This window comes from Exercitatus varius (genome assembly GCF_029577735.1).
Lineage (GTDB): Bacteria > Pseudomonadota > Gammaproteobacteria > Enterobacterales > Pasteurellaceae > Exercitatus > Exercitatus varius.
In genome coordinates this window covers 250,668-266,252 of the sequence record NZ_JARQTO010000002.1, presented here as the reverse complement: position 1 = coordinate 266,252, position 15,585 = coordinate 250,668, and the positions used below count along the sequence as shown (strand labels likewise).

The following is a 15,585-nucleotide window of genomic DNA, read 5'->3' as shown; positions in this document are numbered from 1 at the left end:
CTTTCTCATTATGCTTTTTCGCTATCAAACCAACCGCGCACGAATTGGATGGAAATAAACATCGTCAGCAAACCGAGCACATAGAAAACATAGCTTAAAATCGGATGCGAGCCTTGTTCTTCCGTCACTTCTTTCATAGAAATCACATTGCGGAACTCATTAAACATCACGATATTCCAACCGTAATATTTCACTTCCACCATTTTTTTATTTTGGGCAAAGCCGGAAGCGCGCGCCTGCTGCACGGCGGAATCGAATTTAAAATAGAACGGGAAGCCCCAACGGGTATCTTCGTTGCGATACACCGTCGGTTTGCTTTCATCCGTACGCTGAGTATAAATGTAGTAAACATCGCGGGTCGGACCGTCCTGCGGATTCGCTTTGGTAATCGGGCCGTCTTTATCCACCCGTTTGACTTCCACGCCGGTCACATGCGTGGTTTCATAATGGGGAAACACAAAATGAATGCCCGCAAACAGCACGGCATGAAACAATACCACAACGGTGATTAAAAAATATTTGATGGCTTTACGCATTTTCTATCCCTCTCAGAGAAATAATTCCGTCAAGTGCGGTCAAAAACAGAGGAATTTTTCACCGCACTTTACAAAATAAACGATTAATGAACTTTAATTTTAAATAAACGTTCGAAATTTTCCACGGTAATTCGGGCGAATTCCTGCGCGGACAGACCTTTTAACGCCGCCACATATTCACAAACTTCCCGCGTATATGCCGGTTGATTTTCCTTACCGCGGTAAGGAACGGGCGCCAGATACGGACTATCGGTTTCCACCAACAGGCGATCCAGCGGCACTTCGCGAATCACATCGCGAATATCTTCCGCATTTTTGAACGTCACAATGCCGGAACAGGAAATGTAAAATCCCAACTCCAAAGCTTTTTCGGCGAACGCCATGGTTTCGGTGAAACAATGAATCACGCCGCCGCACTTTTGCGCCTGATTTTCGCGCAGCAACGCAATAGTATCGTCACCCGCATCACGGGTATGAATAATCACGGGTTTATTCAACGCATTTGCCGCCTGAATTTGTCGCGCGAAGATCGATTGCTGTTTCGCTTTATTTTCCGCGCTGTAATAATAATCCAGTCCGATTTCGCCAATCGCCACCACTTTCGGATGCGAAGCTAATTCCAGCAAACGTGCGTGATCATAAGGCTCGTCTTCCAAATCCAGCGGATGCACGCCGCAAGCCAGCGAAACGTTATCCAAATGCGCCAACATTTCGCGCTGTTTTTCAAAACGGCTTAAAGTAACGCCGATATTCAATAAATGACGTACGCCGCGCAACCGCGCTTTTTCTACCACGTCATCCACATTTTCATGCCGTTTTTCATAATCCAATGCATCCAAATGGCAATGGCTGTCGACAATAAACATAATAATTCCTTTAATCCGCCCGTCCGGAATCCGATTCCGGACAAAATACTTCCGTAATCAGACGGATTAATCCGTCTAATAAAATCAATTCCTGGTTCACCGCCGTAATCCGGGTTAAATCTGAGCGCATTTGTTGCATAATCCGATTGGCTTCCAGCAACCCTTGCACGCTTTGCTTTTCGCTGAATTGACGCACGCCGCGAACCAAATCCAGACAAATCCAACCGTCTCGGATTTCCAGTTTATCCTTTAACGCATCGGCTAAAAATGCAGTAATCCATTCCACTTGCTGCAAAATCAAAGACTTATCAAATAACGGCAACAGTTCTAACGGCGAACGGCGTTGATAGAACAACCAAAACGCACGCAAAAATTCTCGCCGTTTTTCGATTAACCCTTGCGCCAGCGTTTCCCGAGCCAGTAACGGACGCCCGTAATTAATGCGAAGTGCGGTCAAAATTTCATCCGTTTTTTCTGCCGATTGCACAACGACAGGCTGTTGCTGTAACCATGCCAACGCCGTATCTTGCGGCGGTGAAGCGACCATCCAGGCCTGACAACGGCTGTAGATCGTCGGCAATAAAGCGGCGTTTACGTCCGTTTGCAGCAAGAAATAAGTATTTGCACGCGGTTCTTCCAGGGTTTTCAACAAGGCGTTGGCCGCCGCTTCCGTCAACCGTTCCGCGCCTTGTAAACATACGACTTTATTCCCGCCCTGCTGCGCGTGTTGAGCGACGGTTTCATTGATTTCGCGCACCTGATCCACGCCGATATCTTTGTTATCGATCGGTGCCAGCACATGAAAATCCGAATGACTGCCCGCCTGAAATAACTGACAGGCATGACATCGCCCGCAAGGTTTTTCTTCGCTTCGCGACGCCTGACATAATAAAAACCGCGCCGTCGCCGTCACTAAATTTTCCGCTCCAACGCCTTCATCCGCCTTAAACAACAAAGCATGATGCCCGTGCCCTTGGCTAAAGGCCGCGGTGATATTGTGATAAATCGGCGTCAGCCAAGGATAAAGATTAACCATGTTGAAATTCTACGAATTTTTTGACCGCACTTTGAATGTCCGCCGTCACCTGTTCGATATTTTGCTGCGCGTTAATCACCACGACTTTCGGATTATCGCGAACCAACTCCAAATAACGCGTTCTTGTGCGATTGAAAAAATCCAACCCCGCCCGTTCAATGCGATCCAATTCGCCGCGTCCGCGTGCGCGCGCCAATCCCACGGCGGGATCAATGTCCAGATACAGAGTAAAATCCGGTTCGAAATCGCCCAATACACAGTCTTTCAATGTTTGCATGAAACGGCGATCCAATCCGCGTCCGCCGCCCTGATACGCTTGTGACGACAAATCATGACGATCGCCAATCACCCATTTGCCCGCCGCCAATGCCGGCTTAATCACGTTTTCCACCAACTGAATGCGCGCGGCGTACAACATTAAAAGCTCCGCTTTGTCCGTCACCGGCTCTTCCGTTTCGTGTTTAATCAGCTGACGCAATTTTTCCGCCAACGGCGTACCACCGGGTTCGCGGGTAAACACTAAATCCGTAATACCGAATGCTCGCAGCTGCTCCACGACCGTCCGTAACGCCGTGGTTTTGCCTGCGCCTTCCAGGCCTTCCAGCACAATGAATTTTCCGTTCATAAATCTATCTGTTAAAGAGTGAGCCCGTCGCTCACCGGTAAAAGTTAAGCATGTTTGGCGTCAGCCTGGCATGAGAGAAGAATTTCTTATTTTTTCTCGCGATACCATTTCAAATATTCCTGCACCGCCCGATTATGTTCGGTCAGATTACGGCTGAATTTATGCCCGCCGCTGCCGTCCGCCACAAAATACAGATAATCCGTTTTGTCCGGATGCGCAACCGCCATCAACGCGCTTTCGCTTGGATTGGCAATCGGTGTCGGCGGTAATCCTTCAATCAAATATGTATTGTATTCCGTTTCCGTTTCCAGATCTTTCTTGCGGATATTGCCGTCATAGGCTTCGCCCATACCGTAAATAACGGTAGGATCCGTTTGTAAACGCATTTTGTTTTTCAAGCGATTCACAAATACCGAAGCGATTTTTCCGCGTTCCGCCAATAATCCGCTTTCTTTTTCCACAATAGAAGCCAGAATCAGCATTTGATAAGGCGTTTCCAGCGGCAAATCCGCATCCCGTTCCGCCCAGGCTTTATCCAGCGTTTTCACCATTTTGTCCATCGCCCGTTTCAGCAACGCCGCATCGGTGGAATTCGGTACGTAATTGTAAGTATCGGGATAAATCCAGCCTTCCAGTTTTTGCTGCCCGGCCAGCATATTATTCATGGCGGATGCGCTGTCATCCGCAGCCAAGCCGTTAAAAATTTCGCGTTCGAGATTTTCGCTCCGATAATCGAAAACCCGCTTTAAGTGCGGTGCGTTTTCTAACGATTTTTTCACCTGTTTCCAGGTTTCGCCGTCAGTAAAACGAATGCTGAATTGCGCTTCTTTACCCGAATTTAAAAGCTGCAACAACGCTTCCACGGTTTCCACGCCGTTTAAGGAATAAGTGCCCGCTTTCACATTATTCAGATTCGGTTGAAATTTTAACGCCCAAGGCAACCAGGCGGCGTCTTCCAGCAATTTTTCCTGCTCAAACAAAGCGGCCAGTTTTTTGCCCGTCGTGCCCCGTTCTAAAGTCAACAACTGATCGGGCTGCGCCGAGATCGGTTGTTGCAGCACCTGTCGGATTTGATGATAGCCCCAAAGCCCTGCGCCCGCCGCAATCATCAGCAGCGTCAGAACGAAAGATAGAAATTTTTTCATCGCTAAATTCACAGTTTAAAATTTCGAAGATTCTAACATAGAACCGCAAAGAAAGAAAAAATGCGGTCAAATTTGACCGCACTTTTTAAATCGGATTCGTTCAAACCGTCAGAACAACACGCGGGCGCGAATGGTGCCGTCGATTTCTTTTAGTTTGGTTAACAAATCGTCGGTATTTTCCGTTTCCACATCAATCACCACGTAACCGATGGACGGATCCGTTTGCAGGAATTGGGCGGCGATATTCACACCGGCGTCCACAAACACTTGGTTGATTTTGTTCATGATACCCGGTTTGTTGCGATGAATGTGCAACAGGCGTTTGGCTTTGCCGGTATTTTGTTCCGGTAACGAAACTTCCGGGAAGTTCACGGCGGACAGGGTCGAACCGTTGTCCGAATATTTCACGAATTTCAGCGCCACTTCCGTACCGATATTTTCCTGCGCCTCGGCGGTCGAACCGCCCACATGCGGCGTCAGAATGACGTTATCGAATTTACGCAGCGGCGATTCGAAAGTTTCCTCCGCGGATGCCGGTTCTTTCGGGAATACGTCCACCGCCGCGCCATGGACTTTACCGGATTCCAGCGCCGCCGCCAACGCATCAACGTCCACCACCGTGCCGCGAGCCGCGTTAATCAGAATACTGCCTTGTTTTAATTGCGCAATGCGTTCCGCGCTCATCAGGTTTTTCGTGGAAGCGTTTTCCGGTACGTGCAACGAAATCACATCGCAACTGCCGAGCAGTTCTTCCAAAGAATTCACCTGTTGCGCATTTCCCAGCGGTAATTTGGTTTCCACGTCGTAGAAAAAGACGTTCATACCCAAGGATTCCGCGATAATACTTAACTGCGAACCGATGTGGCCGTAGCCGATAATCCCGAGTTTTTTGCCCCGCACTTCATGGGAGCCCGCCGCCGATTTATTCCATTCGCCGCGATGCACTTCCATATTGGCTTTCGGAATATTTCGCATTAACAAAATGATTTCCGCCAGCACCAATTCTGCGACGGAACGGGTGTTGGAAAACGGCGCGTTAAACACGGGAATGCCTTTTTCTTTAGCGGCCTCTAACGCCACTTGGTTGGTGCCGATACAAAAACAGCCGATGGCAATCAGTTTTTGCGCATGTTCGAGAATGTCCGCCGTTAAATTGGTACGCGAGCGCAAACCGATGAAATGCGCATCTTTAATCGCTTGTTTTAACTCCTCCGGCTCCAACGCTTTTTTGTGGTATTCAATATTGGTATAACCTGCGGCATGTAATACGTCCAGCGCATTTTGATGTACGCCTTCCAACAGTAAGAACTTAATCTTTGATTTATCCAGAGAGACTTTCGCTGTCATAGTTTTTCCTTATAATTGTGTTTGTATTCGTTATAAAGTGCGGTCAAATTTACCATCGTTTTTTGATTATTTGATGATTTTTGCCCCTTCCGCCGTGCCGACGATGACGGTATTGGCCGCATTCAAAGCAAAAATCCCGTTTGTCACCACGCCCGCCACGTTATTTAATTCTTTTTCCATTTCCACCGGATTCATAATCGGGAAATTGTGCACGTCCAAAATGACATTGCCGTTATCCGTTACCACGCCCTGACGCCACTCCGGCGAGCCGCCTAACGCCACCAGTTTGCGGGCCACCTGAGAACGCGCCATGGGAATCACTTCCACCGGCAGCGGAAAAGTGGAGCCCAGCACGTCCACCTGTTTTGAACTGTCCACAATGCAGATGAAATTTTTGGTCAGCGACGCCACGATTTTCTCGCGGGTTAACGCCGCACCGCCGCCTTTAATCATCATTTTTTGCGGATTGATTTCGTCCGCGCCGTCCACATAAATATCCAAACTCGATACATCATTGGCGCTGAACACTTCAATGCCCTGCTTGCGTAACAATTCTTCCGAAGCTTTGGACGCCGCCACCGCGCCTTTAATTTGATCTCTCAGGCTTCCCAGCGCTTCAATAAAACAATTTACGGTGGAACCGCTGCCGACGCCCACAATGCTGTCGGGCCGGACAAATTGTAATGCGGCTTGGGCAGCCATTTTTTTCATTTCGAGTTGATCCATAACTTATCCTTTATTTACTCATAGGCAAACGATTGCTATACTCTAATACCAAACAGATCGCGACACAAGCGTAATCTGATACAAATTTGTTTATTCGACGGTAAAAATTTGGTTATTTAACCTATTTCATAAATTTTTCAATAGGTTAACCGACAAATTTTATTACCGCTGTCTTTTATCACCGTCTTTGCAACATTCTCAATACGAAGACCGTCTTTCAACTTATCGGCGATGGAAAACCCGCTCTAATCGTCCGGCAAAAAGCGCGCCAGTAATTCGTTCAAAAACAGTTTGCCGTGTTCGGTTATTTGCCAGCTACGATCGGTTTCCGTTAAATATTTTTGTTCCGCCGCCCAAACAATATCATTTTTCACCGCATTTTGCGACAACCCGGTAAATTGTTCGAATTCCGTTTTCGGCACCGGTTCCAGCAGGCGGAAACGGTTCATGAAAAACTCAAAAGTGCGGTCGGATTTCGGCACGTTTTTTTCTTCATAAAGATATTCGCCGCGCAAATAGCCTTTCGGGTGCTTGGTTTTACTGTAACGCACAATGCGTCCGTCCGTGAAACTCAGTTTGCCGTGGGCGCCGCAACCGACGGCAAGATAATCGCCGAAACGCCAGTAATTCAAATTATGCCGGCATTGAAAACCCGGTTTTGCGTAAGCGGAGGTTTCATATTGTTGATAGCCCGCCGCCGTCAACAATTGATGCCCTTGTTCGAAAATATCCCATAATTCATCGTCATCGGGCAATTTCGGCGGACGATAAGCAAACATCGTATTGGGTTCGACGGTGAGCTGATACCAGGACAAATGCGGCGGATTCAGTGCAATGGCCCGCTGCAAATCGTCCAACGCTTGTTCCACCGTCTGATTCGGCAAACCGTGCATTAAATCGAGATTAAAACTTTTCAGCCCTTGCCCGAATAAATCTTGCGCAAAACCTACCGCACTTTGGGCCTCCGCAGAATTGTGAATGCGCCCCAACGCCTTCAGTTTTTCGTCGGAAAAACTCTGAATGCCGACGGAAAGCCGCGTGACGCCGGCATTTACGTAACCGCGGAAACGTTCGGCCTCCGCCGTGCCGGGATTGACTTCAAGGGTAATTTCAATTTCCTCTGAAAAGGGAATTTGCGCTCGAATGCCGGCCAGCAAGGTTCGGATAGCTTCTGCGGAAAACAGGCTCGGAGTGCCGCCGCCGATGAAAATCGAAGATAACGGGCGATTACGGATACTGTCGCGATAACGTTGCAGATCCTGCCGCAAATCCGCCAACAGATGACCCACATAATCCCGTTCGGGAATCTCGCCTTTTTGTCCGTGAGAATTGAAATCGCAATAAGGACATTTCTGCACGCACCACGGAATATGCACGTAAAGACTGAGCGGCGGTAGCGTCAATTCGGCCATTACCGCACCACGACCGCCGTGCCGCTCGCCACAATCATAAACATGCTTTTTGAGCCCGAACCGATAGAGGTATAATTGACTTCTACGCCGACCACGGCATTCGCTCCCGCGCGCTGAGCATTGGTCACCATTTCGTTAATCGCATCCTGACGTGCGGATGTGAGTTTGCTTTCATAAGAACGCGAACGCCCGCCGAAAATATCGGTAAAACTCGCAAAGAAATCGCGAATAAAGTTAGCGCCGGCAACTACTTCGCCGTACACAATCTCTTTATATTCAACGATTTGTTTGCCTTCAACGCTGTTTGTTGTGGTTAGTAACATTTTATCATCCTGTCATTCGATTATTTTGAAAGTTTTTGTTTTAACACCGCCAGCGCACGGGCGCGATGCGAGATTTTTTTCTTCTCGACGGTTTCCAACTCGGCAAAAGTACAGCCTTTTTCCGGGCTGAAAAACAGACTGTCGTAGCCAAAACCGTTATCGCCTTTTTCTTCGCGAATAATCACGCCCGAACATTCGCCTTCCGCGATAATCGGGCTCGGATCGGTTTCATGTCGCAACAATACGATACAACTGACGAATTTCGCCCGGCGATGTTCGTCGGCGATATCCGCCATATTCCGTAATAATTTCCGACGATTCAAGGCATCGGCTTCATCGCCGTCCACGCCCGCATAACGGGCGGAATACAAACCCGGCTCACCGTTTAATGCCGCCACAACCAAACCGCTGTCATCCGCGATAGCGGGCAAACCCGATACTTTCGCCGCATAACGGGCTTTCAAAATAGCATTTTCCACAAAAGTTAATCCGGTTTCTTCCGGACTTTCAATGCCTAAATCCGTTTGCGCGATCACTTCAAAGCCGAAATCCGCCAGAACATCCGCCATTTCCTTGACTTTGCCCCGATTCCCGGTCGCCAAAACGATTTTCTGTTTCATGTTAATTATCCTCTTTGCACTGGCGCGAAAAATCCGCTTTTTTCGCACCTAAAACGTGCGGACATTATAACAAAAAAGCGGCATATTCCTATGCCGCCGATTTGATTAACGAATAAATTAAAAGGTGAGGCGATCCCGGTTTTTATCCAGCGTCGCTTTACCGATTCCCTGCACTTCAAGCAGTTGTTCCGCCTCGGTAAAATTGCCGTGTTTTTCGCGATATTGCACAATAGCTTCCGCTTTTTTCGCTCCGATACCGATTAAGGATTTGGAAATCTCACTTGCCGTTGCGCTGTTAATATTGATCTTGTCGCTTGCCGCGTTTTGCGTTTCGGTTACGGTTTGCGTCTGTTTCACGGCAGGCTCCGCCGCACCGGCCGGTTCCGCCGCCAACGCGGAACCGCTTAATAAAAAACCTGTCATCAAACCGGATGCCAATAATGTTTTAAATGCCTTCATAAATTTTCCTTCTAAGTTATGTTGAGTATTTTCAACGGGCATACTTTGAAAGGAACGGCAAAAATCGGCAACAATCCGACCGCACTTTTGGAATCCTGATCGCAAAAATAATCGATTTATAAAATAAAAGGGCGTTCGGCTTTCGCCAACGCCCCTTAAAGTGCGGTAAAAAATCGACACGTTTTTTCAGAAAAACGAATAAAGGCGCCGATCAAAAACCTTATTCATTCACTTCGTTGACACGCAGTTCTTTCGGCACCTCGAAGAACATATTTTCTTCGCAGCCTTCCAGCTCTTCAACCGTATCCACGCCCAATTCTCTCAAGCGGGAAACCACAGATTGCACCAGCACTTCCGGCGCCGAAGCCCCTGCCGTCACACCGATGGTTTCGACATTTTCGAGCCAGGCCGGATCGACGTCATTCGCGTCATCCAGCAGCTTCGCCGGCGTGCCCATGCGGTTTGCCAGTTCCGCCAGACGGTTGGAATTAGAGGAATTTTTCGACCCGATAACAATGACTAAATCGCATTGCTTGGCTAAATCCCGCACCGCCTGTTGGCGGTTGGTGGTGGCATAACAAATATCGTTTTTACGCGGCCCCTGAATATTGGGATATTTTTGTTTTAACGCTTCAATCACATCCGCCGTATCGTCAATGGATAATGTCGTTTGTGTCATAAAAGTCAAATCATCGCCGTCGCGCAAATGCAATTTTGCAATATCTTCCACGTTTTCAACCAAAAAAATGCCGCCGTCACGATTGTCATATTGTCCCATGGTGCCCTGCACTTCAGGATGACCTTCGTGCCCGATAAGAATCGCTTTTGTTCCTTTACGACTGGCGCGCGCCACCTGCATATGCACTTTCGTTACCAGCGGGCAAGTGGCGTCGAACACTTTCAGATTGCGGCGCTTCGCTTCCTGACGCACCGACTGCGGCACGCCGTGGGCGGAAAAAATCACAATCGCGCCGTCCGGCACTTCATCCAATTCTTCCACAAAGACGGCGCCGCGTTCGCGCAATCCGTTCACGACAAAACGATTGTGCACCACTTCGTGACGTACGTAAATCGGTGCACCGTGAATTTCAAGGGCAAGTTCCACAATACTGATGGCGCGATCCACGCCGGCGCAGAAGCCGCGCGGATTGGCTAAAATAATTTTCATCGCTTGTCCGCCTTTTTCTCGCCATTCTTAAAACTGTCCAGAATCAACAATCCCACGCCTACACAAATGGCGATATCCGCCACATTAAACACGGGATAATGCCATTCCCGCCAGAAAAAATCGAAGAAATCCACCACAAAACCGTTATAAGCGCGATCCGCCATATTGGCAAGCGCTCCGCCGATAATTAAGGCGTAAGCGGAATTCTGCAATTTCTGCTGCGCACTGTTTTTACGGAGCAAATACACCAACACGGCGGAAATCACCAACGCCAGCACAATAAAAAAATATTTCTGCCAACCGCCGTGTTCCGCTAGAAAACTGAAGGCGGCACCCGTATTTCTGGCATAGGTTAAATTAAATATCGGCAGTACGTTTACGCTTTCATATAGTTCAAAGTTTTGCGTCACGATATATTTCGTTAGTAAATCTATGAAAAAAGCGACCGCACTTAACCATAAAAATGATAAACCTGATTTTTTTTGCATCTGATGCAACCTAAATAATGTAAGGGCGAATGATCTTCGCCCGAGATAATCCCTGAAATTTAGGGCGAATATGATTCGCCCTTACCAAAAATATCAATCCGCTTTAAAATCCGGTGACATCATTACGCAAACCGACGCACTTCACCGTTGCCGTTGACGTTTTCTTCACAGCGCGAACACAGGCTGTTTGCGTCTTTACTGTCCGAATAATGCCAGCAGCGCGGGCATTTGTGGTTGGCGGAACGAATAGCTTTGATGGCTAATCCCGGCACTTCGCCTTCGGATACATCGGCATCCGCTAAAGTTTTCACTTCGGCTTTTGACGTAATCGTTACAAAACGTAATTCATTGCCCAGTTTATTGAGCAACGCGCGGTATTCGTCGTTAGCGAAAATGGTCACTTCCGCTTCCAAGCCGCCGCCGATCACTTTATCATTACGGGCTTGTTCAAGCACGCGGTTGACTTCGTTACGTACGGTGATCACTTGTTGCCAGTAAGCGTCATCCAATTCTTCGTCGGGTTCCAGAGCGAATAAACCGTCATAAAATTCTTCGGTGAAAACAAATTCACCGCGCTCACCCGGAATATAGTGCCAGATTTCATCCGCCGTGAAGGAAAGAATCGGCGCAATCCAACGTACCAAGGCTTCCGCAATATGCCACAACGCCGTTTGACAACTGCGACGGGCAAGACTGTCCGCTTTGGTCGTGTATTGACGATCTTTGATAATATCTAAATAGAATGAGCCCATTTCGACAGAACAGAATTTCATTAAACGCTGCACCACGGTATGGAACTGATAATTATCATACGCGTCTTGAATTTCGTTTTGCGCCTGCAATGCACAATCCACCGCCCAACGATCGAGGGAAATCATGTCTTCCGGTTTCACCAAATCCCGTTTCGGATCAAAACCGTTCAAATTCGCCAGCAAGAAACGAGCAGTATTACGGATACGACGGTAACTGTCTGCAGCACGTTTTAAGATCTCATCGGAAACCGTCATTTCGCCGGTATAGTCCGTTGACGCCACCCATAAACGTAAAATATCGCCGCCGAATTTATCCATCACTTCCTGCGGCGTTACGATATTACCGATGGATTTCGACATTTTCCGACCTTGACCGTCCACCGTAAAACCGTGAGTCAGCACTTGTTTGTAAGGCGCTTTATTATCGGTTGCGGTGGAAAGCATTAACGACGACATAAACCAACCGCGGTGTTGATCGGAACCTTCGAGATACATATCCGCTTCTTTGCCGTTAAATTCAGGGCGGTTTTTCACCACGGAATAATAAGTGGAGCCGGAATCAAACCAGACGTCCAACGTATCCGGCACTTTGCTGTAATGTTCGGCATCGTCGCCGAGTAAATCTTTCGGATCCAGATCCCACCAGGCCTGAATGCCTTTTTGTTCAACCAGTTTCGCCACTTTTTCGATTAACTCGACGGTATGTGGGTGCAGCTGTTCGGTTTCGTTATGAATAAATAACGCCACCGGCACGCCCCAGGTACGCTGACGAGAAATACACCAATCCGGACGGTTTTCCACCATCTTTTCAATACGGGCCTGACCCCAATCCGGAATCCAACGCACATTTTTAATTTCAGTCAATGCCTGTTGGCGTAAACCTTTGGTTTCCATACCGATAAACCACTGCGGCGTAGCGCGAAAGATAATCGGAGTTTTGTGACGCCAGCAATGCGGATAACTGTGGCGGATTTTTCCCAGTTTCAGTAATGCGCCCACTTCCTCTAATTTTTCCAGCACTTTACCGTTAGACTCAAACACGCCAAGTCCCGCAAAAAATTTCACATCCGAATTAAATTTACCATCGTTGCCCACTAAACCGGCCATACCGATATTGTATTTGCGGGAAACCACATAGTCGTCCTGACCGTGATCCGGTGCGGTATGCACCAATCCCGTTCCGCCGTCGGTGGTGACGTGATCGCCCAGAATAAACGGCACATTGTAATAATAGAACGGATGTTTAAATTGCAGTAATTCCAAATCGGACCCTTTTGCCGATCCCAATACTTTCCAATTTTCAATGCCAACCGCCTGCGCAACGCTTGCTACTAATTCGGCGGCTAAAATTAAACGCTCCTCACCGAATTGCACGATTTGGTATTCCAATTCCGGGTTGATGGAAATGGCTTTATTGGACGGCAACGTCCAAGGCGTCGTCGTCCAAATCACCGCGGACAATTTGCCTTGTCCTTTTTCCGTTAAAACGAACTTATTTTCCACCGCACTTTCATCGACCGCGGCAAAACGCACATAAATGGACGGTGAAGTTCTGTCTTCATATTCCACTTCCGCTTCCGCCAGTGAAGAGGCGCAATCCAAGCACCAGTGAACCGGTTTGGAACCTTTGTACAAATGCCCGTTTGCCACCGCTTTACCGAACGCCCGAATGATATTGGCTTCCGTATCGAAATTCATGGTCAGATACGGATTATCCCAATCACCTAACACGCCTAAACGAATGAAATCTTTTTTCTGTCCTTCCACTTGTTCACGCGCATATTTACGGCATTCTTCGCGAAATTCCGCCGCCGAGATTTTCTGATTCGGTTTTCCCACCAAAGCTTCCACTTTTAATTCAATCGGCAAGCCGTGGCAGTCCCAGCCCGGAATATACGGGCTGTCAAAACCCAGCGCGGTTTTGGATTTAATAATAATGTCTTTTAAAATTTTATTTACAGCGTGACCGATATGAATGCTACCGTTGGCATAAGGAGGACCGTCATGCAAAATGAAAGATTTTTTGCCTTTCGAATAAGCGCGGATTTTTTGATAGAGATTTTTTTCATACCAGTTTTTTAGCATCGCAGGCTCGCGTTTAGCCAAATCTCCGCGCATCGGAAACCCCGTTTCCGGCAGGTTTAACGTATTTTTGTAATCTTTTTGTTCAGACATTTTTCGTACCGTTGTAAATAAAAAATCTTGTTGTTGAAATCACGGAATCAGCCGTTCCGTTGAAAATAATCTCTCGCCGTCAGGGCATCTTGCCGAATTTGCGCTTTCAGCGCGTCCACCGATGGAAATTTTACTTCGTCGCGGATTTTTTTACAAAATTCCACCGAAATAGTTTTACCGTATAAATTACTATTAAAATCAAATAGATGCACCTCAAGCAACTGTTTCACACCATCCACCGTCGGGCGCTGACCGATGTTCGCAATTCCTTCAAAAATTCGACCGCACTTTTCGCCCCGCACACTCGCTTCGCATTGCACTTTCACCGCATACACGCCTTTAACCGGATTCACCTGACGCTGCAAACGGATATTCGCCGTAGGAAAACCGATGGTGCGCCCTAATTTTTTTCCGTGCACCACTTTGCCGAAAATGCGATAAGGTCGGCCGAGCAGGCTTTCCGCCAAAGCAAGGTTATCTTGCGCCAAAGCGGTGCGGATTGCCGTGCTGCTGATTCGCTGTTCGCGCAAATAGAAAGTGCTGTTGTCTTCCACCGTAAAGCCGAATTGCGCACCGGCTTGTTGTAACAAGGCGAAATCTCCTTTCCGGTCGGCGCCGAAACGGAAATCGTCGCCGATGCTCAAAAAACCGACATTCAGTTTGTGCACCAGCCATTCGCGGATAAATGCCTCCGCCGTTAACGCCGCAAAAGCGCGGTCAAATTTTATGCAGATGACGAAATCCACACCGGCTTCGTTTAAATAATGCAATTTATCACGCAACCGCATCAAACGGGCGGGCGCTCGTTCACCCTGAAAATATTCGCGCGGCTGAGGTTCGAATAACATCACGACCATCGGCAGATTCAGGCTGTTCGCTTTTTCACGCAAGTGACGCAACACGGCCTGATGTCCGAGGTGCACGCCGTCAAAATTACCAATGGTTAGCGCGCAACGTTCAAAATTTTGCCGCAGATTGTGCATGCCTCGAATCAATCGCATTGAGTGAAAATCCGTTCCTTGAGTTTAAAGCCGAAGTAATGCGGTATTATACGCATAAATCATGCAAGATTAAAGCTGAGGTTTGCGCAGAAAAAACTCACGAAAAATCGACCGCACTTTAACGGATTGCTTCTTTGAAGTGCGGTCGAAAAAATTAACGTTTTAGCAATCCTTGTTGTTGGAAGAACGGCAGAATATGCGGACGCACGGCGTGATCTAACGAATGGCGAATCGCATCCTGCCATTGTTGAGATTCGCCGGTGCGCGCCCGATAATAGGCGGCGATTTCGGCGTTGTAATCCGCCAGAAGGTTTTCGTCGAGCGGTTGATACCCGTTTTCGTGACACATTAACTGACGCGGCAGGCGAGGTTTCAAATCCGGATTCTGCGCCGGATAGCCCAGACACATTCCGACTAACGGCACGCAGAATTTCGGCAAATTCAACGCTTTTGCCGCCGTTTCAATGCCGTTGCGCAACGCACCGATATATACGCCGCCTAAACCGAGCGATTCCGCCGCCAACAACACGTTCTGCGCCATAATTCCCGTATCCACCGCGCCGATGAGGCTGACTTCCGCCCAATCCAGCTGAGCGTCAGGATCAAGCTGCCGATGCTTGTGAAAATCAATACAGAACACCAAAAATTCCGCACATTCGGTGACATATTCCATGCCGGAAGCTTGCCGTAACGTTTGGCGGATCGCGGGATCCTTCACCCGAATAATGGTCACGCACTGCAGGTTATTCGAGGAAGACGCGCGCCGGGCGGCGTCGATTAACCGTTCGAAAGTCTCCTCGGAAATCGGTTGATCCGTGAATTTACGAATGGAACGATGGGATAAAATCGTCTCTAAAGCGGGTTTGCTTTGCATAATATTGCCTCTTTATTCTCTGTTTTCTTGCG

16 protein-coding genes are annotated in these 15,585 nt (G+C 48.1%); all 16 read right to left on the bottom strand.

Going from position 1 to position 15,585, the window contains the following annotated elements; all coding sequences use genetic code 11:
* Nucleotides 1-8 precede the first annotated feature (8 nt).
* A complete protein-coding gene (locus P7M01_RS03860; RefSeq protein WP_202937000.1) occupies nucleotides 9-536 on the bottom strand; it encodes a DUF1523 family protein in 528 nt (175 codons plus the stop codon).
* Between the two features lie 83 nt (nucleotides 537-619).
* Nucleotides 620-1,402, bottom strand: a complete 783-nt coding sequence (locus P7M01_RS03855) for a TatD family hydrolase (protein WP_317475121.1) — start codon at nucleotides 1,400-1,402, stop codon at nucleotides 620-622.
* 10 nt (nucleotides 1,403-1,412) lie between these two features.
* Complete coding sequence (locus P7M01_RS03850) at nucleotides 1,413-2,438, bottom strand: DNA polymerase III subunit delta' (protein ID WP_317486324.1); 1,026 nt, start codon at nucleotides 2,436-2,438, stop codon at nucleotides 1,413-1,415.
* Nucleotides 2,431-3,063 carry a dTMP kinase gene (gene tmk, locus P7M01_RS03845; protein ID WP_317476455.1) on the bottom strand — a complete coding sequence of 211 codons (633 nt, stop codon included), beginning with the start codon at nucleotides 3,061-3,063 and terminating at the stop codon, nucleotides 2,431-2,433. The genes P7M01_RS03850 and tmk overlap by 8 nt, the downstream gene beginning before the upstream one ends.
* 86 nt (nucleotides 3,064-3,149) lie before the next feature.
* Complete coding sequence (gene mltG / locus P7M01_RS03840) at nucleotides 3,150-4,208, bottom strand: endolytic transglycosylase MltG (RefSeq protein WP_317483035.1); 1,059 nt, start codon at nucleotides 4,206-4,208, stop codon at nucleotides 3,150-3,152.
* Nucleotides 4,209-4,316: 108 nt separating this feature from the next.
* Entirely contained in the window at nucleotides 4,317-5,555 is a 1,239-nt protein-coding gene (gene serA / locus P7M01_RS03835; RefSeq protein WP_317483034.1) for a phosphoglycerate dehydrogenase, read from the bottom strand.
* A 66-nt stretch (nucleotides 5,556-5,621) separates the two neighbouring features.
* A complete protein-coding gene (rpiA, locus tag P7M01_RS03830) occupies nucleotides 5,622-6,281 on the bottom strand; it encodes a ribose-5-phosphate isomerase RpiA (RefSeq protein WP_317475116.1) in 660 nt (219 codons plus the stop codon).
* Between the two features lie 245 nt (nucleotides 6,282-6,526).
* Nucleotides 6,527-7,693: a radical SAM family heme chaperone HemW gene (hemW, locus tag P7M01_RS03825; protein WP_317483033.1), complete on the bottom strand. Its 1,167-nt coding sequence runs from the start codon at nucleotides 7,691-7,693 to the stop codon at nucleotides 6,527-6,529.
* On the bottom strand, nucleotides 7,693-8,016 hold the full coding sequence (locus tag P7M01_RS03820) for a YbjQ family protein (protein WP_202936992.1): 324 nt from the start codon (nucleotides 8,014-8,016) through the stop codon (nucleotides 7,693-7,695). Before P7M01_RS03820 ends, hemW begins: the two co-directional genes overlap by 1 nt.
* 20 nt (nucleotides 8,017-8,036) lie before the next feature.
* Nucleotides 8,037-8,636, bottom strand: a complete 600-nt coding sequence (rdgB, locus tag P7M01_RS03815) for an RdgB/HAM1 family non-canonical purine NTP pyrophosphatase (RefSeq protein WP_202936991.1) — start codon at nucleotides 8,634-8,636, stop codon at nucleotides 8,037-8,039.
* Nucleotides 8,637-8,753: 117 nt separating this feature from the next.
* A complete protein-coding gene (locus tag P7M01_RS03810; RefSeq protein ID WP_202936990.1) occupies nucleotides 8,754-9,095 on the bottom strand; it encodes a ComEA family DNA-binding protein in 342 nt (113 codons plus the stop codon).
* Between the two features lie 220 nt (nucleotides 9,096-9,315).
* Nucleotides 9,316-10,263: a 4-hydroxy-3-methylbut-2-enyl diphosphate reductase gene (ispH, locus tag P7M01_RS03805; RefSeq protein ID WP_317480070.1), complete on the bottom strand. Its 948-nt coding sequence runs from the start codon at nucleotides 10,261-10,263 to the stop codon at nucleotides 9,316-9,318.
* On the bottom strand, nucleotides 10,260-10,751 hold the full coding sequence (lspA, locus tag P7M01_RS03800; RefSeq protein WP_317479010.1) for a signal peptidase II: 492 nt from the start codon (nucleotides 10,749-10,751) through the stop codon (nucleotides 10,260-10,262). The genes ispH and lspA overlap by 4 nt, the downstream gene beginning before the upstream one ends.
* Nucleotides 10,752-10,873: 122 nt before the next feature.
* On the bottom strand, nucleotides 10,874-13,678 hold the full coding sequence (gene ileS, locus P7M01_RS03795) for an isoleucine--tRNA ligase (RefSeq protein ID WP_317483032.1): 2,805 nt from the start codon (nucleotides 13,676-13,678) through the stop codon (nucleotides 10,874-10,876).
* A gap of 47 nt (nucleotides 13,679-13,725) precedes the next feature.
* The gene (ribF, locus tag P7M01_RS03790) at nucleotides 13,726-14,679 is read right to left on the bottom strand and encodes a bifunctional riboflavin kinase/FAD synthetase (RefSeq protein ID WP_317476445.1); all 954 of its coding nucleotides are present in this window, start codon (nucleotides 14,677-14,679) and stop codon (nucleotides 13,726-13,728) included.
* A gap of 154 nt (nucleotides 14,680-14,833) precedes the next feature.
* Nucleotides 14,834-15,553 carry an oxygen-insensitive NADPH nitroreductase gene (gene nfsA, locus P7M01_RS03785; RefSeq protein ID WP_317475112.1) on the bottom strand — a complete coding sequence of 240 codons (720 nt, stop codon included), beginning with the start codon at nucleotides 15,551-15,553 and terminating at the stop codon, nucleotides 14,834-14,836.
* Between the last annotated feature and the right edge of the window lie 32 nt (nucleotides 15,554-15,585).